The organism is Leifsonia sp. TF02-11 (genome assembly GCF_017565305.1).
In the GTDB taxonomy this organism is placed as follows: Bacteria; Actinomycetota; Actinomycetes; order Actinomycetales; family Microbacteriaceae; genus Leifsonia.
Genome location: NZ_JAGEKP010000005.1, coordinates 122,649 through 138,112, shown reverse-complemented (window position 1 = coordinate 138,112; position 15,464 = coordinate 122,649). Strand labels below are relative to the sequence as shown.

The following is a 15,464-nucleotide window of genomic DNA, read 5'->3' as shown; positions in this document are numbered from 1 at the left end:
GCGATGTCGGTCTCGTGGAGCTCAGAGGGCGGCAAGGTCGACGCTCTCGTCGGCGAGCCGCTGCCTGTCCACCGGCTTCCCACCGCGGACCAGGCGCTGGATCTGCTCCTGCACGTCCCACACGTTGACGTTCATTCCGGCGACCACCCGGTCGTCGCGCAGCCAGAACGCGATGAATTCGCGCGCCTCCACATCACCGCGGAACACGACGTCCGCTCCGGTCGCCAGCGGCGCGTAGCCCGAATACTCCATGCCCAGATCGTATTGGTCGGAGTAGAAGTACGGGATGTCGTCGTAGCTCGCGTCCTCACCGAGGATCGCGCGCGCGGCGACCGTGCCGCCGGCGATGGCGTTGGCCCAGTGCTCGTTGCGCAGCCTGCGGCCGATCGCGCGGAGCAGCGGGTTCGCGACGTCGCCGACCGCGTAGACGTCCTCGACGCTCGTGCGCATCCCCTGGTCGGTGGGCACGCCGTCGTCGAGAGCGAGACCCGAGCGCTCGGCGACGATCGTGTTCGGCGACGCGCCGACGCCCGCGACGACCACATCGGCCGGGATGCGCTCTCCCGATGCCAGCACGACGGCCTGCTCGTCTCCGCCTTCGACGGCGACCACGTGCGCACCGTTGCGGAGGTCGACCCCGTTGTCGCGGTGCAGCGTCTCGAACACGCGCCCCAGCTCCGGTCCGATCGCGGAGGCGAGCGGTACGGCGCCCCTGCCGACCACGGTGACCTCGTTGCCGTAGCCGCGTGCCGCCGCGGCGACCTCCATGCCGATCCAGCCGGTGCCGACGATCACCACCCGGCGGCCTCCTACCTCCAGGGCTGAGCGCAGCCACTGCGAATCCTCGATTGTTCTCAGGGAGAAGACGGCGCCGTGACCGCTGCCCGGAACACCGAGCGGTCGCGGCGACGCGCCGGTGGCCAGCACCAGGCTGTCGTAAGTGATCCTGGCGCCGCCGGAGACGAACAGCTCGTGCGCGGCGGGGTCGAAGGAGCCGGCCTCCTCTTCGGGCAGGAACTCCACCTGGTTGTCGGCGTACCAGCCGTCCGGCTTCACCGCGGCGTCCTCGAAGGGCGCCTCGCCCTTCAGGAACTCCTTGGAGAGCGGCGGCCGGATGTACGGGTGGTGGGGCTCGGCCCCCAGCAGCAGGATGCGGCCGGCGAACCCTCGCTCGCGCAGCTCGACAGCGGTCGTGGCGCCGGCGAGGCCGGCTCCGGCGATGACCACGGTGGGATGGGACATGGGTGCTCCGATCGCTGGTTCCTTCAGCATCCACTGTTCACACTGCCCGCGCCAGCCCCTCGCACTCGCTGCGCACCGTCGGCACACGCATCGCGCACCGTCGGCTCACAGGCAGAATTCAGCAGACGCGCAGATACTGATTCGCATGAACGCAGGACCCCGCATTCTCATCGTCGACGACGAGCCGAACATCCGCGATCTCCTCACCACCAGCCTCCGCTTCGCCGGCTTCGCCGTGCGCGCGGTCGGCAACGGCGCACAGGCGATCTCCGCGGTCCTCGAAGAGGAGCCAGACCTCATCATCCTCGACGTCATGCTCCCGGACATGAACGGGTTCGGCGTCACCAAGCGACTCCGCGGCGCGGGCTACACCGCGCCGATCCTGTTCCTCACCGCCAAGGACGACACCGAGGACAAGATCACCGGCCTGACGGTCGGCGGCGACGACTACGTCACCAAGCCGTTCAGCCTCGACGAGATCGTCGCCCGCATCAAAGCCATCCTGCGTCGCACGATGCAGGCCGACGAAGACGCCGTGATCCGTGCCGGCGAGCTCACGATGGACCAGGACACCCACGAGGTCTACGTGGGCGACACCCCCATCGAGCTCAGCCCGACCGAGTTCAAGCTGCTGCGCTACCTGATGCTCAACCCCAACCGGGTGCTGTCCAAGGCGCAGATCCTCGACCACGTGTGGGAGTACGACTTCAACGGCGACGCCGGCATCGTGGAGTCCTACATCTCGTACCTGCGCCGCAAGGTGGATGCGCACTCCAGCGAGCCGCTCATCCAGACCAAGCGCGGGTTCGGCTACATGCTCAAGGCCGCGAAGGCGTGACCGCCGCGCACATCCGCGGCACAGCTACCCCTGCATAGACTGACGGCCTGATGCACTCACGCCTGCTCGACCGCTGGAACGCGATCTCCCTGCGCACGAAGATCACCGGGGTGACCGTGCTCATGCTGACGCTCGGGCTGCTCGTGACCGGCATCGGCACCATGGCGATGCTGAAGCCCGTGCTGCTCGAGCAGCTGGACGCACAGCTCTCGGCGGCGTCGGGTGCCAACTACGTCAACGCCTACCTGTACCCGTCCCCGTCGGACAAGGACAAGATCGCGACCGACGCGAGCCCGTCCGACTACTTCGCAGCGCTGTACGACTCCAACGGCAAGCTCGTGAAGACGAACTGGACGAACATCCCCGTCTCCCACCGACCGGCCGTGCCGCAGTCGCTCACCCTGACGGAAGCGAAGGCCATGCCGTCCGGCGGGTACTCGCTGTCCAGCAACGACGGCCGGACGTCGTACCGCGCCCTGGTCACGACGCAGACGTTCGCCGGCACCGGCGAGCTCGCGACCGTGATCGTCGCCACGACGACCAGCCAGATCGACACCGTGATGGCGGCGTTCCTCGCGATCTTCCTCCTGTTCGGCGTCATCGTGATCATCGTCGGAGCCGGTCTCACCCGGATGCTGGTGACGACGACGTTCGCACCGCTGCGCGAAGTGGAGCAGACGGCGGCAGCGATCGCGGACGGCGACTTCAGCCAGCGCCTCGGCGGCGCGACGCCGAACACCGAGGTCGGCCGGCTCAACCGCTCGCTCAACACGATGCTGAACCGCATCGACCGCGCGTTCAACGACCGCGCCCGCACCATCGACCAGATGCGCCGGTTCGTCGGCGACGCCTCCCATGAGCTGCGAACACCGCTGGTGTCGGTGCGCGGCTACGCCGAGCTGTACCGGATGGGCGCGCTGCAGACTCCCGAAGACGTCGCGCAGGCGATGGACCGCATCGAGAAGGAGGCCATCCGCATGGGCCTCCTGGTCGAGGACCTGCTCGAGCTGGCGCGCCTCGATGAGACCAAGCCGCTCGACCTGCACCCGGTCGATCTGGTGCGGATCGCACGCGACGCCGCGATGGACGCGATGGCCGGCTCCCCCGGCCGCGTGGTCACTGTGCTCACGCCGGCGCCGATGCCCGCACCGGCGCCGGCGGTGGCCGCGGAACCCGAGGAGCCCGGCGTCGACACCGTGCCGTACACGATCCCCGACGAGGCCCGGACGTCCAACGCCACCGGTCCGATCGCGTTCGCCGGGTCGGCCCTGGCACGGCTCCGCCGCGGCAGCCGCGGTCGCCGTGGTTCCACCGGCCCGATCCCGGTGGCGACGACCGAGCGGGTCGCGCTCGCCGCGCCCCCGGCCGAGCCCGCGATCGTCATGGCGGAGGAGAACAAGCTCCGCCAGGTCGTCACCAACCTGATGGGCAACGCGCTGCGGTACACCCCGGAGGACAGCCCGATCGAGATCGCGGTGCAGGTCGACCACCGCACCGGCCGCGCGTACCTGGAGGTCCGCGACCACGGCGAGGGCATCCCGCCGCAGATCCGCGACAAGATCTTCCAGCGCTTCTGGCGCGCCGACACCTCCCGAGCCCGCGAGACCGGCGGCAGCGGCCTGGGCCTCGCGATCGTGTCGTCGATCGTCGCGGCCCACCACGGCACCGTGGAGGTCTCGGAGACCGACGGCGGCGGCGCGACCTTCCGGGTGTCACTGCCCCTGGCGGATCCCGCTCGGGTGACGGAGGCTGCTCGCGCCGACGCGTGACGTGTGACACCGACGCGTAACGCGCAGCCCCGGCCTCAGCGGCCTCCCGCGACCCGCAGGGTCGTCGCGGTGACGTAGCTCGCGTCCGGGCCGAGCAGCCATTCCACGGCCGCTGCGATCTCGTCCGGGTCCGCGGCCCGCCGCAGCGGGATCCCGGGCGCCATCCGCTCGACTCGGCCCTCGTCGCCGGTCGTCGAGTGCAGGTCGGTGTCGACCAGGCCAGGCGCGACGCCGACGACCCGGATGCCCTGCGGCCCGACCTCTTTGCCGAGCCCCATCGTGAAGGCGTCCAGTCCGGCCTTCGCGGCGGCGTAGTGCGTGTACTCCCCCGGGCTGCCGAGCGTCGCCGCCCCTGACGTGATGTTGACGATCACGCCCGCGGTGCCGGTGCGCAGGAACTCCTGGACCGCAAGCCGCGCTCCGAGGACAGCGGCGACGAAGTCCACCTCGATGGTCTGCCGGACCTCGTCGGCGGGGGTGTCGGCCAGGGGCGCGTAACGCGTGCTGACGCCGGCGTTGTTGACGAGCGCGTCCAGCCGCCCGAACCGTTCAGCGGCGATGTCGAAAGGCGCCTGGATGCCGCGGTCGGTCGCGAGATCGGCCCGAACCGGCTCCACCCGCGCGCCCGTGTCCGCGACGGACGCCGCCACCCGTTCCGCGGCGGCCGCGTCCGACCGGAAGGTGACGACCAGGTCGTATCCCGCGCGGGCCAGCCGCCGGACGATGGCCGCGCCGATCCCCCGCGAACCACCTGTGACGATCGCGACGGGGCGCTGGCTCTCCATGCCCATCAGCCTAGAGTCGCCCGGCCACCCATTCCACGACCGAGGACGCCTCGTCGGCGGAGCCCGACACCGCAGCGAACTGGATCCAGGCGTCCCCGACCAGCGCGTCGACCACCGTCTCAGCCGGAGTCGACCCGACGGCATCCGTGTGCCGGACGAGCGCGGCGACCTCGGTGCCGCCGACCTGCAGCGTGCTGCCGCTGGCGTCCGCGTCCCGATCCACGACCAGGCCGCGGTAGGTCGCGTACGCCGTCGCGGCATCGCGGACCACCGAGACCGTGCCGATCAGCGAGGACCCCGCGTCGCCGCTCGCACGATACGCGCAGACCGCCGCGCCGGGGACGTCGAGGAGCGCGCTCTGCACGCCGAACGACTGCGCCGTGTCCAGGGTGGCGACCGACGGCGGGCCGTAGACTCCGGCGACGGCCTTCAGCCAGGCGGGGTCGCCGCAGGAGAGCGTCTTCGCGGGCGCGGGCGTCGCCATCGCCGAGCGGGCGTCGATGGTGGCGACGGTCGGGACGAACGACTGGACGAGGGCGTGGAACGCCGTCTCGTCGATGGTGGAGGTCGTGCTGACGGCGTCCACCGCCAGCCAGGAGCCGCCGACCAGGACGTTCGTGTGGCAGGAGCTCCCCGCGCCGGATGCCGCGTGCCCGCAGTCCCCGCCGCGCGACTCGCCGCCGTCGTAGTGGGCGCCGTTCGCGGCCGTCTCGGGATACTGCTGGGCCAGCCGCTGCCAGCTCGCGGTCGCGCGCGGCAGCACCTGCACGGACAGCAGGTGCACCGGCGCCGGGGTGGCGTTCGCGGGAGCGGCCGCCGACGCGGCCGGGTCGTCGCCCCAGCGGCACCAGCCGCCGCCAGCGGCCTGGGCGCCGAAGGGCCCGCGCGCCGCCGGCGTCGCAAGCGCATCCGCCGGAGTCGAGGCCAACGGCGCGCTGCCGCCGAGCAGAGCCTCCACTGCGGGTGTGGCCGTGAAAGCCGCGCAATCGAGGGGCGGTGCGACGTCCACCCCGGGTTCCGCGGTGGCTCGCGGAGTCGTCGGCCCTGCGCCGGGCAGCCCCAGCAGCTGACATCCCGACATGCAGAGCAGCGCGGCCGCCAGCGCACCTGTCAGCGCTGCCGCTCCCGACCACCGTCTCGCCGTCATGCTCCCCCCTCGATCGTGACGACGATAACAGCGCAGAGGGCGCCTCCCGCGAACGGGAGACGCCCTCTGCTACTGCGTGTCGGAAGGACTCAGAAGTCCATGCCGGCGCCCGGGTCGCCGACCGGCGCCGGGTTCTTCTCGGGCTTGTCGGCGACGACGGCCTCGGTGGTGAGGAACAGGCCGGCGATCGACGCAGCGTTCTGCAGCGCCGAGCGGGTGACCTTCACCGGGTCGTTGATGCCGGAGGCCAGCATGTCGACGTACTCGCCGGTGGCGGCGTTGAGGCCGTGACCCACGGGGAGCTCGCGCACCTTGGCGACCACGACGCCGGCCTCGAGGCCCGCGTTGACCGCGATCTGCTTCAGCGGCGCCTCGATGGCGACCTTGACGATGTTCGCACCGGTCGCCTCGTCGCCCTCGAGCGACAGCTTCTCGAACGCGGTCTTGCCGGCCTGGATGAGGGCGACGCCACCACCGGCGACGATGCCCTCCTCGACGGCGGCCTTCGCGTTGCGGACGGCGTCCTCGATGCGGTGCTTGCGCTCCTTGAGCTCGACCTCGGTGGCCGCGCCCGCCTTGATGACGGCGACGCCGCCCGCGAGCTTGGCGAGGCGCTCCTGGAGCTTCTCGCGGTCGTAGTCCGAGTCGGTGTTCTCGATCTCGCCACGGATCTGGGCCACGCGACCGGCGATGGCCTCGGGGTCGCCCGCGCCCTCGACGATGGTGGTCTCGTCCTTGGTGATGACGACCTTGCGGGCCTGGCCGAGCAGGTCGAGGGTGACGTTCTCGAGCTTGAGGCCGACCTCCTCGGAGATGACCTGGCCGCCGGTGAGGATCGCGATGTCCTGCAGCATGGCCTTGCGGCGGTCGCCGAAGCCCGGGGCCTTGACGGCGACGGACTTGAAGATGCCGCGGATCTTGTTGACGATCAGGGTGGCCAGGGCCTCCCCGTCGACGTCCTCGGCGATGATGAGGAGCTGCTTGTTGGCCTGGATCACCTTGTCGACGATCGGGAGCAGGTCCTTGATCGAGGAGATCTTCTGGTTGGCGATCAGGATGTACGGGTCCTCGAACACCGCCTCCTGGCGGTCCTGGTCGGTGACGAAGTACTGCGACAGGAAGCCCTTGTCGAAGCGCATGCCCTCGGTCAGCTCGAGCTCGGTGCCGAAGGTGTTCGACTCCTCGACGGTGACGACGCCCTCCTTGCCGACCTTGTCGATCGCCTCGGCGATGATCTCGCCGATGGTGGTGTCGCCGGCGGAGATGGACGCGGTCGCAGCGATCTCGGCCTTGGTCTCGACCTCCTTGGCGGAGTCGACGAGCTCGGCAGTGACGGCGGCGACGGCCTTCTCGATGCCGCGCTTCAGGGTGATCGGGTCGGCGCCGGCGGCCACGTTGCGGAGGCCCTCCTTGACGAGCGCCTGAGCCAGAACGGTCGCGGTGGTGGTGCCGTCGCCCGCGACGTCGTCGGTCTTCTTCGCGACCTCCTTGACGAGCTCCGCGCCGATCTTCTCGTACGGGTCGTCGAGCTCGATCTCCTTCGCGATGGAGACACCGTCGTTCGTGATGGTGGGGGCGCCCCACTTCTTCTCGAGGACGACGTTGCGACCGCGCGGGCCCAGCGTCACCTTGACCGTGTCGGCCAGGATGTTGAGGCCGCGCTCGAGGCCGCGACGGGCGTCCTCGTCGAAAGCAATGATCTTTGCCATGTGTTTCTCGTCCCTCCCGGACGTCTGCGAAAGATTCCGTTTATTAGCACTCGATCAGATGGAGTGCTAAAGCGATTCTGGCACTCGCGCCCCAGGAGTGCAAGGCGACGGGTGCGAATACGGGAGGAACGAAAGAAGAGCGCCGCCCCTCAGGGCGACGCTCTCCTCTATATGGTCTTGCCGATCGCTGCGTACTACAGCGGACGCACCGACTCGGCCTGCGGGCCCTTGTTGCCCGAGCCGACCTCGAACTGCACCTGCTGGCCCTCTTCGAGGACCTTGTAGCCGTTCATGTCGATTGCGGAGTAGTGAACGAAAACGTCCTGTCCCCCACCTTCGACGGTGATGAATCCGTAGCCCTTTTCAGCGTTGAACCACTTCACGGTCCCGTTCGCCATGCATTACTCCCATTGCTGTGTCGCTCGCCCGGTCCAGCGCCTGGCGTTGACTCCCGATCCTAATGCTTGTAATGCCAGGTAACGCCAGTCTTTTGGCCATTCCGTTACCAAATACGCCGAAACTTAAACACGCGTGAAACACAGGGATCACGCCTCCTACAGCTGCAGGATGACGCGGGGTCAGCCGGTGTAGTCACTCCCGACGACGACCGTCAGGTCCGCTCCGGTGTCGGCGAAGGCCTGGGAAGCCTCGATGGTCGCGCCGGGAAGCGAACCGGCGAGCCCCAGCGCTGCAGCCTCGTTCTTCGGGTCGGAGTAGTACACGATCGTCTTCGTGAGGTTCTGCTGGTCGGCGTTGGCGACGGCTCCGACCTTCCACCCTGCTTTGGTCAGGACATCCTTCACCTTGGTGCCGAGTCCCTCGGTCGTCGTCCCGTTCAGCACGTTCACGGACAGGGCCGGGTCGACCGTCGGGACGATCGTCGGCGTGGGTGTCGACGTCGGCGTCGGCGTTCCCGACGCACCGTTCAGCGTTCCGTGGAAGGAGATGGAACCGCTCACCAGCGAGAGACCGAAGATACCGGCGCCGACGAGGACGACCACGGCGAGCGCGCCCCAGGCCACGGCGATCCAGCCGCGGCCCTTCGGACGCGGAGCCCGGTGCGCGCCGACGCGCTGGAGGCCGTCGGGGATGTCGTCGAACCGGTCTCTCGGGTACTTCTCTGCCATCTAGGGGTGGTTTCCTCGCGGTGTCAGTCGCCGGACCGAAGTGTCCGGGATCGCCGTGCTGCCAGCCTGGTCTCGCGCAGCCGGAGCAGTCGCTTGACCAGCATGGGGTCGTGCCTGAGCGCCTCCGGGCGGTCGATCAGGGCTCCGAGGAGCTGATAGTACCGCGCCGCGGAGAGACCGAACTCTTCGCGGATCGCCTGTTCCTTGGCGCCGGCATGCCGCCACCATTGACGCTCGAACGCGAGGATGGCGGCCTCACGGTCGGTCAGGCCGTCCGCGTCGGGCGGTGGGATCCGGTGGTCAGCGGCTTCCGCCACACGCACCGCCTCCCCTCGCCGTCTTCGAGTCAGCCCGTCCCCGCGCTCGCGAGTCATCCTAGGGGCGCGGTCCTGTGTGTTCCCCGTTTGGACGCGGCACGTCGCGAGCCGAAACACGGAACAACGGGCCGGGCGGCGCCGTTTAGGCTGGGGAACGCCACGACGAAAGGACGCACGATGGGCGCACCGCAGGACGACGCAGCACAGCAGACGTACGGGGTCAGCAAGACCGACGACGAGTGGCGCCGGGAGCTCAGCCCCGAGCAGTACTCCGTGCTGCGCGAGGCGGGGACCGAGCGGCCGTGGACGGGCGAACTGCTCGACGAGGGTCGGGCGGGCCTCTACACCTGTGCGGCGTGCGGCGCAGAGCTGTTCAAGTCGGGCACCAAGTTCGACAGCGGCTGCGGCTGGCCGAGCTTCTACGAGTCGATCCGCCCGGAGGCCGTGCAGCTGCTCGAGGACGACAGCCTGGGCATGGTCCGCACCGAGGTGCGCTGCGCCACCTGCGGCTCGCACCTCGGGCATGTGTTCCCTGACGGCTTCGGCACGCCGACCGGCGACCGCTACTGCATGAACTCGATCTCCCTCAACTTCGCACCGGACGCCGGATGACGGACGCTCCGGCGAGCGGACGCGCCGCCACCGACCTGGCCGACCGGGTCGCCGCGCGGCGGTCGTACTCGCGCGTGACCCCCGCGACGCCCAGCCACGAAGAGCTGCTGCCGCTCGTCGCGGCGGCCGGGCGCGTCGCCGACCACTCCGCCCTGCACCCCTGGCGCGTCATCGAGCTGCGCGGAGACGCGCGGGTGCGGCTCGGCCGGGCGTTCGTCGCGGACGCCAAGGTCACGGGCGAAGCCGCCGACAAGCTGGCCGCCAAGCCGCTCAGGTCCTCCCTGCTGCTCGCGATCGTCTCAGTGCGCACGAAGAGCGAGAAGGTTCCGGGCTGGGAGCAGGATGCCGTCGCCTCGGGTGTGGCGCACATCCTGAGCCTGCTGCTCCACGACGCCGGGTGGGGCGTGATCTGGCGCACCGGCCACCAGACGCGCTCGAAGGCCGTGCACGCGATGCACGGTCTGGCGAAGAACGAGCGGCTGCTCGGCTGGCTCTACGTCGGCGGAGTGCCGGAGGACAGCAAGGAGGGGCACCGCAAGACGATCGACCCCGAGCGGTTCCTCAGCGTCCTCGACTGATCCGTCAGCCGCGCGCGGCGCGGCGCCCCCAGCGCACACTCGCGACAGCGACAGCGACGAGCGCCAGCAGCGTGCCCCCGATCGTCGAGAAGGCGACCGGCTGCGTCGAGGTCGGCGCGAAGACGTCCAGGAGCAGAGCGGTGACCAGCTGTCCGGCGACGGTCGCCAGGCCCAGCAGCAGAACGCCGGTCACGCGCACCAGCAGGGCGGCCGTGGCGATGAAGACGCAGCCGATCGCCCCACCCGCGTAGAGCCACGGCTCCGCCGGCAGCGGGTTCGGGAGGCCGCGGATGCTCCAGTCGACCGCCATCAGCACCAGCAGCACGGTCGTCCCGACCGCGAAGTTGATGAAGGTCGCCGTGAGCGCACTCTCGGCGACCACGCGCACCTGACCGTTGACAGCCTGCTGCCAGCCCAGTCCCAGTCCAGCGATCAGCGGCAGCAGCATGAGCCACACCGGCACTCCCCCGCCGAACTGCGACGACACGGCCCAGGTGACGGCGGCGAGTGCGATGATCGCCCCGGCCAGTCGGGCCGGAGTGATCGGGCGCCGGCCGCCGGGACCCAGTCCGACGCGATCGAGCACCAGCCCGCTGACAGTCTGACCGGCGACGACCGAGACCGTGAACAGCGCGACCCCGAGCACCGCGGCGGCGACGCCCTGCGAGAGCACGAGGAAGGCGCCCGCGGCTCCGCCGACCGCGTACCACCAGGGCAGCTCCCGGCTACGGAGAGCCGTCGTCACGCGCGCCAGCCCACGGCGGCCGGCCGGCGCGATCGCCATCGCGACGATCAGGATGAGCAGCCCGGAGCCAAACGAGATGACGGCGGCGGTGACCCCGTCGCCGAGGCGGCTGCCGAGCTCGCCGTTGATCCGCGACTGGAGGGCGATGCCCGCCCCGCAGAGCATGGCGAAGACGAGCGCGAGCCAGAGGGGGAACGAACGGGAGGTCACTCCTCCTAGCCTACGGCTCGGCGGCGCGGGTCACCGGGGGTGCGGGTTGCGCCGACCAGGATCAGGGCGCAGGCGCCTCGCCGTCGCTGGGCTCCGGGTGCGGGAGCCAGGGGATGTTCTCCTCGGGCGCGAGCTCCTTCTCGAAGTCGAGATCGTAGTCGTCGTCCTTCTTGTCAGTTCCGCTTCGGTCGTCGTCGGGCTGCTTGTCGCTCATGACCTCACCGTACCCGGCGCCTCGCCGGCGAGGAAGGAGATCGGCGACTCGATCGCGTCCGCGATCTCGCGGAGGAAGCGCGCGGCGACGCCGCCGTCGGTGACCCGGTGGTCGAACACCAGGCTGAGCTGCACCACGCGCCGCGCGATGATGGCGCCGTCGACCACCCACGGCCGCTCGATGACGCGTCCGATGCCGAGGATGGCGACCTCCGGATGGTTGATGATCGCCGCGCTGCCGTCGACGCCGAGGCTGCCGTAGTTGTTCACGGTGAACGTCGAACCGGTGAGGTCGGCGGGAGGCAGTGCACCCTCCCGCGCGGCGGCGGCCAGCCTGCCGAGTTCGGCGTCGAGCTCGCGGACGCTCAGCGCGCCGGCGCCCCGGATCACGGGGACGAGGAGACCGCGCGGGGTGTCGGCGGCGAAGCCCAGGTTGACGCCGTCGAAGGTCTCGATGCCGTCGCCCGCGGCAGTCACGCGACCGGCCAGCTCGGGATGCCGGGCGAGGGCGCTCAGCGCGAAGCGCGCGACGAAGGCGAGCATCGACGGCGGCCTCCCCTCGCGGCCCAGCGCTCGCCTGGCCTCCCACAGCTCGGTGGCGTCGACGTCGACCCACACGGTCGCCTCCGGGATCTCGGAGCGGCTGCGCGTCATCGTCTCGGCCACGGTGCGGCGGAGCCGGGAGAACGGCGTGACCGCCGCGACGCGGAGGCCGGTGCGGGGGTCGAGGTCGTGCGCTGCAGGGGTCGGCACGGGTTGCGGCGGGGCGACCGGCGGGACCGGGGGCGCGGTGGGGGCTGTGGCCTTCGCCGCGGCGAGCGCGGCCTCCACGTCGCGTCGGGTCACGACGCCGCCGGCGCCAGTCGGTGTCAGCGATGCCAGGTCGATGCCGTGCGTGTGGGCAAGCGCACGCACCACCGGCGAGACGACGGGGACGACGCGGCTCGGAGCGCCGGCGGGAGCCCCGCTGCGCAGGGGGGCTCGTCCGCGCCGACGCGCCGTGGCGTGATCGGTCGTGCCGTAGCCGACGAGCACCTGGCCGGACCCGGCGGCGACGGGCTCGGGAGCACGCACGTCCGATTCCTCCGCCTCCTCCGATTCGTCCGCCTCCTCCACCTCGAGCAGCGGCGAACCGACCAGGATGGTCTCGCCCTCCTGGCCGTGGCAGGCCGCCACGACGCCCGCGAACGGCGACGGCACCTCCACGACCGACTTGGCGGTCTCCACTTCGGCGATCGGCTGGTCGACGGCGATGGTGTCGCCGACCGCGACCAGCCAGCGGACGAGCTCGGCGTCCGTCAGGCCCTCGCCGAGGTCGGGCAGCGCGAAGACGTTCACGCGTCCTCCCACTGCAGGTCGTCGACGGCGTCGAGCACCCGGTCGACACCCGGCAGATAGAAGCGCTCCAGCTTCGGAGGCGCGAACGGGGTGTCGAAGCCGGTCACCCGGCGCACGGGCGCCTCCAGATAGTGGAAACAGCGCTCGGAGACGCGGGCGGCGATCTCGGCGGCGACGCTGGCGAAGCCGGGGGCCTCCGCGACGACGACCGCGCGGCCGGTCGCCCGCACCGCGGCGCAGACGGTTTCGTCATCGAAAGGCGTGAGCGTTCGCACGTCCACAACGGCGAGACTGCGGCCCTCCTCGGCCGCGGCCTCCGCTGCGGCGACCGCGACCGGCACGGTCGGCCCGTACGCGATCAGCGTCGCGTCGGTCCCCTCGCGGGCGATGCGGGCGCTGCCGATGCGCGGCAGCGGCGCTTCGACATCGACCTCGCCGGTCGACCAGTACAGCTTCTTCGGCTCGAGGAAGACGACAGGGTCGGGGTGCGCGATCGCCGCGCGCAGCAGGCCGTAGGCGTCCTGCGGGGTGGACGGCGTGACGACCGTGAGCCCTGGCGTGTGCACGTAGTAGGCCTCGGACGAGTCGGAGTGGTGCTCGACGCCGCCGATCCCGCCCGCGTACGGGATGCGGATGACCAGCGGCAGCCGCACGGCACCGCGAGTGCGGTTGCCCATCTTGGCCACGTGGTCGACGATCTGCTCGAACGCCGGGTACGCGAACGCGTCGAACTGCATCTCCACGACCGGGCGGAGGCCGTTCATCGCCATGCCGACCGCCGTGCCGACGATTCCGGATTCGGCCAGCGGGGTGTCGAAGCAGCGCTGCTCGCCGAACCGCGCCGCGAGGCCGTCGGTGATTCGGAACACACCGCCGAGGGTGCCGACATCCTCGCCGAAGATGAGCACGGCCGGATCGTCCGCGAGGGAGTCGGCGAGCGCGCGGTTGAGGGCCTGCGCCATGGTCATGGTGGTCACGGCCGGCGCGGCCTCCGGTCGGCCGACCTCGGCGCGGTGATCGGTGCTGGGGCCGCCGCCATGGTCGGCGCTGTGGTCGGCGCTGTGGTCGGCGCTGTGGTCGGCCCCGTGGTCGGCTGGAGCGTCGTGCATGAGCGTCATCGGGCGACCTCCTCGGCGCGGGCGGTGGATGCGGTCCGGGCTGCGGCCTCGGCGGCGAGCTCTGCGGCCAGCAGCTCCTCCTGCTCGCGCAGCTGGGGAGTCTGCTCGGCGTACACGAAGGCGAACAGATCGAGCGGCCGCGGCTCGGCGTCGGCCATGATGCGCGTCCGCAGGTCGAGGGCGACGCGTTCGGCGTCGGCGCGGAACGCGGCCTCGGTCTCCTCGGTGAGAGCGCCCTCCGCCTGCAGCCAGGTGCGCAGCCGGAGCAGCGGGTCGCGCGCGATCCACGCCTCGACCTCCGCCGAGCTGCGATAGCGGGAGGCGTCGTCGGCGTTCGTGTGCGACTTCATGCGGTAGGTGATCGCCTCGACCAGCGTCGGGCCGCCGCCCTCCCGCGCTTCGGTCACCGCCTCCCCCAGCACGGCGAGCAGCGCCGCCAGGTCGTTGCCGTCGACCAGTCGCCCGCGCATCCCGTAGCCGACGCCCTTGTGCGCGAGGCTCGGCGCGGCCGTCTGTCGGCTGAGCGGCACCGAGATGGCGTAGCCGTTGTTCTGGACCAGGAAGACGACGGGGAGGTGGAAGACCGCCGCGAAGTTGAGCGCCTCGTGGAAGTCGCCCTCGCTGGTCGCGCCGTCGCCGCACATCGCGACGACCACGGTGTCCTCGCCGCGCAGCCGGGCCGCGTGGGCGAATCCGACGGCGTGCAACAGCTGGGTCGCGAGGGGCGTCGCCTGCGGCGCGACCCGGTACCGCTTCGGGTCGTACCCGGAATGCCAGTCGCCGCGCAGCAGCAGGAACGCCTCGAACGGGTCCACGCCGCGGCTGACCACGGCGACCGAGTCGCGGTAGGTGGGGAACAGCCAGTCGCGCTCGTCGAGCACCAGGGCGGCGGCGACCTCGCAGGCCTCCTGACCGTGCGACGACGGGTACACCGCCAGTCTCCCCTGCCGCACCAGCGCATCGGCCTGGTCGTTGAGGCGCCGGCCGAGCACGAGCCGGCCGTAGCCGTCGAGGAGCACCTCGGTGGACGGGAACGCGTAGTGCTCGTGCGGGTGGCCCGAGCCCTGCTCGTCGATGAGCCGGAGCGGGGTGTCGCCCGGCAGCAGGTCGTCGGCGTGCATCTGTTCTCCTTCGAAAGACGTCGCTGATCATCAGGATGACTTCGCTGGACCCGCTTTGCCACCGGTTGCCCGGTTTCGAGACGAACAGATGCGCACGCGCTGTTTCGGTGTCAAACTGTCTCCCACCATGGACGACATCGACTCCCGGATCGTCGAGGCCCTGCGGGCGGACGGCCGGGCCTCCATCACCGCCGTCGCAGAAGCGGCGCACGTCTCCCGCGCCAACGCCTACGCGCGCGTCTCCCGCCTGGTCGACGAGGGCGTCATCACGGGCTTCACGGCCAAGGTCGACCCGCGCCGATCGGGGCGCGCGTCCTCCGCGTACGTGACGATGCGCGTCGAGCAGGCCGACTGGCACGACCTGCGCGAACGGCTGCGCGGCATCCCGGAGGTCGAGCACTTCGCCCTGGTCGGCGGCGACTTCGATGTGATCCTTCTGGTCCGCGCACGCGACAACGAGGACCTCCGCCGCGTCGTCTTGGAAGAGCTCACCAGCATCCCATCGGTCCGCGACACGAAAACGTCCCTGGTCTTCGAAGACCACGACCTGCGGTGAGGACCTGGACACATTCGTGACGAATCACGAGATTCGTGC

17 protein-coding genes are annotated in these 15,464 nt (G+C 70.8%); 5 read left to right on the top strand and 12 right to left on the bottom strand.

Annotation, left to right across the window (positions count from 1 at the left end; genetic code table 11):
* Positions 1 to 21: 21 nt before the first annotated feature.
* A complete protein-coding gene (locus tag JNB50_RS09205; RefSeq protein WP_208039825.1) occupies positions 22 to 1,242 on the bottom strand; it encodes an NAD(P)/FAD-dependent oxidoreductase in 1,221 nt (406 codons plus the stop codon).
* Positions 1,243 to 1,387: 145 nt separating this feature from the next.
* Here JNB50_RS09205 and JNB50_RS09200 point away from each other — a divergent pair, with 145 nt between their 5' ends.
* Positions 1,388 to 2,080 (top strand): response regulator transcription factor, encoded by a 693-nt coding sequence (locus JNB50_RS09200; protein WP_179605211.1) that lies wholly within the window; start codon positions 1,388 to 1,390, stop codon positions 2,078 to 2,080.
* Between the two features lie 50 nt (positions 2,081 to 2,130).
* A complete protein-coding gene (locus JNB50_RS09195; RefSeq protein WP_208039824.1) occupies positions 2,131 to 3,849 on the top strand; it encodes a HAMP domain-containing sensor histidine kinase in 1,719 nt (572 codons plus the stop codon).
* 35 nt (positions 3,850 to 3,884) lie between these two features.
* Here JNB50_RS09195 and JNB50_RS09190 read toward each other — a convergent pair whose 3' ends face one another.
* From JNB50_RS09190 to JNB50_RS09165, 6 genes are all read right to left on the bottom strand, one after another.
* Positions 3,885 to 4,634: an SDR family NAD(P)-dependent oxidoreductase gene (locus tag JNB50_RS09190; RefSeq protein ID WP_208039823.1), complete on the bottom strand. Its 750-nt coding sequence runs from the start codon at positions 4,632 to 4,634 to the stop codon at positions 3,885 to 3,887.
* 10 nt (positions 4,635 to 4,644) lie between these two features.
* Positions 4,645 to 5,781 (bottom strand): hypothetical protein, encoded by a 1,137-nt coding sequence (locus JNB50_RS09185; RefSeq protein ID WP_208039822.1) that lies wholly within the window; start codon positions 5,779 to 5,781, stop codon positions 4,645 to 4,647.
* A gap of 89 nt (positions 5,782 to 5,870) precedes the next feature.
* Positions 5,871 to 7,490, bottom strand: a complete 1,620-nt coding sequence (groL, locus tag JNB50_RS09180; RefSeq protein ID WP_208039821.1) for a chaperonin GroEL — start codon at positions 7,488 to 7,490, stop codon at positions 5,871 to 5,873.
* Positions 7,491 to 7,684: 194 nt separating this feature from the next.
* On the bottom strand, positions 7,685 to 7,888 hold the full coding sequence (locus JNB50_RS09175; protein WP_055914585.1) for a cold-shock protein: 204 nt from the start codon (positions 7,886 to 7,888) through the stop codon (positions 7,685 to 7,687).
* A 180-nt stretch (positions 7,889 to 8,068) separates the two neighbouring features.
* A complete protein-coding gene (locus tag JNB50_RS09170) occupies positions 8,069 to 8,617 on the bottom strand; it encodes a LytR C-terminal domain-containing protein (protein ID WP_208039820.1) in 549 nt (182 codons plus the stop codon).
* A 23-nt stretch (positions 8,618 to 8,640) separates the two neighbouring features.
* Positions 8,641 to 8,940, bottom strand: coding sequence for a DUF3263 domain-containing protein (locus tag JNB50_RS09165; RefSeq protein ID WP_208039819.1), 300 nt, complete (start codon positions 8,938 to 8,940; stop codon positions 8,641 to 8,643).
* Positions 8,941 to 9,111: 171 nt separating this feature from the next.
* Between JNB50_RS09165 and msrB the strand changes: the two genes are divergently transcribed.
* A complete protein-coding gene (gene msrB / locus JNB50_RS09160; protein ID WP_208039818.1) occupies positions 9,112 to 9,546 on the top strand; it encodes a peptide-methionine (R)-S-oxide reductase MsrB in 435 nt (144 codons plus the stop codon).
* Positions 9,543 to 10,124: a nitroreductase family protein gene (locus tag JNB50_RS09155; RefSeq protein ID WP_208039817.1), complete on the top strand. Its 582-nt coding sequence runs from the start codon at positions 9,543 to 9,545 to the stop codon at positions 10,122 to 10,124. The genes msrB and JNB50_RS09155 overlap by 4 nt, the downstream gene beginning before the upstream one ends.
* A gap of 4 nt (positions 10,125 to 10,128) precedes the next feature.
* On the opposite strand, the gene JNB50_RS25740 is transcribed toward JNB50_RS09155, so the two are convergent.
* From JNB50_RS25740 to pdhA, 5 genes are all read right to left on the bottom strand, one after another.
* The gene (locus JNB50_RS25740) at positions 10,129 to 11,079 is read right to left on the bottom strand and encodes a DMT family transporter (protein ID WP_208039816.1); all 951 of its coding nucleotides are present in this window, start codon (positions 11,077 to 11,079) and stop codon (positions 10,129 to 10,131) included.
* A gap of 61 nt (positions 11,080 to 11,140) precedes the next feature.
* Positions 11,141 to 11,293 (bottom strand): hypothetical protein, encoded by a 153-nt coding sequence (locus JNB50_RS09145; protein WP_208039815.1) that lies wholly within the window; start codon positions 11,291 to 11,293, stop codon positions 11,141 to 11,143.
* On the bottom strand, positions 11,290 to 12,630 hold the full coding sequence (locus JNB50_RS09140) for a dihydrolipoamide acetyltransferase family protein (RefSeq protein ID WP_208039814.1): 1,341 nt from the start codon (positions 12,628 to 12,630) through the stop codon (positions 11,290 to 11,292). The genes JNB50_RS09145 and JNB50_RS09140 overlap by 4 nt, the downstream gene beginning before the upstream one ends.
* The gene (locus JNB50_RS09135) at positions 12,627 to 13,598 is read right to left on the bottom strand and encodes an alpha-ketoacid dehydrogenase subunit beta (protein WP_208039945.1); all 972 of its coding nucleotides are present in this window, start codon (positions 13,596 to 13,598) and stop codon (positions 12,627 to 12,629) included. Before JNB50_RS09135 ends, JNB50_RS09140 begins: the two co-directional genes overlap by 4 nt.
* 146 nt (positions 13,599 to 13,744) lie before the next feature.
* Positions 13,745 to 14,869 carry a pyruvate dehydrogenase (acetyl-transferring) E1 component subunit alpha gene (gene pdhA / locus JNB50_RS09130; RefSeq protein WP_208039813.1) on the bottom strand — a complete coding sequence of 375 codons (1,125 nt, stop codon included), beginning with the start codon at positions 14,867 to 14,869 and terminating at the stop codon, positions 13,745 to 13,747.
* Positions 14,870 to 14,996: 127 nt separating this feature from the next.
* Here pdhA and JNB50_RS09125 point away from each other — a divergent pair, with 127 nt between their 5' ends.
* Positions 14,997 to 15,425 carry an Lrp/AsnC family transcriptional regulator gene (locus JNB50_RS09125; RefSeq protein ID WP_208039812.1) on the top strand — a complete coding sequence of 143 codons (429 nt, stop codon included), beginning with the start codon at positions 14,997 to 14,999 and terminating at the stop codon, positions 15,423 to 15,425.
* The last annotated feature ends 39 nt before the right edge of the window (positions 15,426 to 15,464 follow it).

Bases quoted from the DNA above. Each gene is read 5' to 3' on its own strand.
- JNB50_RS09205 (WP_208039825.1), bottom strand. From the start codon at position 1,242: ATGTCCCATCCCACCGTGGTCATCGCCGGAGCCGGCCTCGCCGGCGCC.
- JNB50_RS09200 (WP_179605211.1), top strand. From the start codon at position 1,388: ATGAACGCAGGACCCCGCATTCTCATCGTCGACGACGAGCCGAACATC.
- JNB50_RS09195 (WP_208039824.1), top strand. From the start codon at position 2,131: ATGCACTCACGCCTGCTCGACCGCTGGAACGCGATCTCCCTGCGCACG.
- JNB50_RS09190 (WP_208039823.1), bottom strand. From the start codon at position 4,634: ATGGAGAGCCAGCGCCCCGTCGCGATCGTCACAGGTGGTTCGCGGGGG.
- JNB50_RS09185 (WP_208039822.1), bottom strand. From the start codon at position 5,781: ATGACGGCGAGACGGTGGTCGGGAGCGGCAGCGCTGACAGGTGCGCTG.
- groL (WP_208039821.1), bottom strand. From the start codon at position 7,490: ATGGCAAAGATCATTGCTTTCGACGAGGACGCCCGTCGCGGCCTCGAG.
- JNB50_RS09175 (WP_055914585.1), bottom strand. From the start codon at position 7,888: ATGGCGAACGGGACCGTGAAGTGGTTCAACGCTGAAAAGGGCTACGGA.
- JNB50_RS09170 (WP_208039820.1), bottom strand. From the start codon at position 8,617: ATGGCAGAGAAGTACCCGAGAGACCGGTTCGACGACATCCCCGACGGC.
- msrB (WP_208039818.1), top strand. From the start codon at position 9,112: ATGGGCGCACCGCAGGACGACGCAGCACAGCAGACGTACGGGGTCAGC.
- JNB50_RS09155 (WP_208039817.1), top strand. From the start codon at position 9,543: ATGACGGACGCTCCGGCGAGCGGACGCGCCGCCACCGACCTGGCCGAC.
- JNB50_RS09145 (WP_208039815.1), bottom strand. From the start codon at position 11,293: ATGAGCGACAAGCAGCCCGACGACGACCGAAGCGGAACTGACAAGAAG.
- JNB50_RS09135 (WP_208039945.1), bottom strand. From the start codon at position 13,598: ATGACCATGGCGCAGGCCCTCAACCGCGCGCTCGCCGACTCCCTCGCG.
- pdhA (WP_208039813.1), bottom strand. From the start codon at position 14,869: ATGCACGCCGACGACCTGCTGCCGGGCGACACCCCGCTCCGGCTCATC.
- JNB50_RS09125 (WP_208039812.1), top strand. From the start codon at position 14,997: ATGGACGACATCGACTCCCGGATCGTCGAGGCCCTGCGGGCGGACGGC.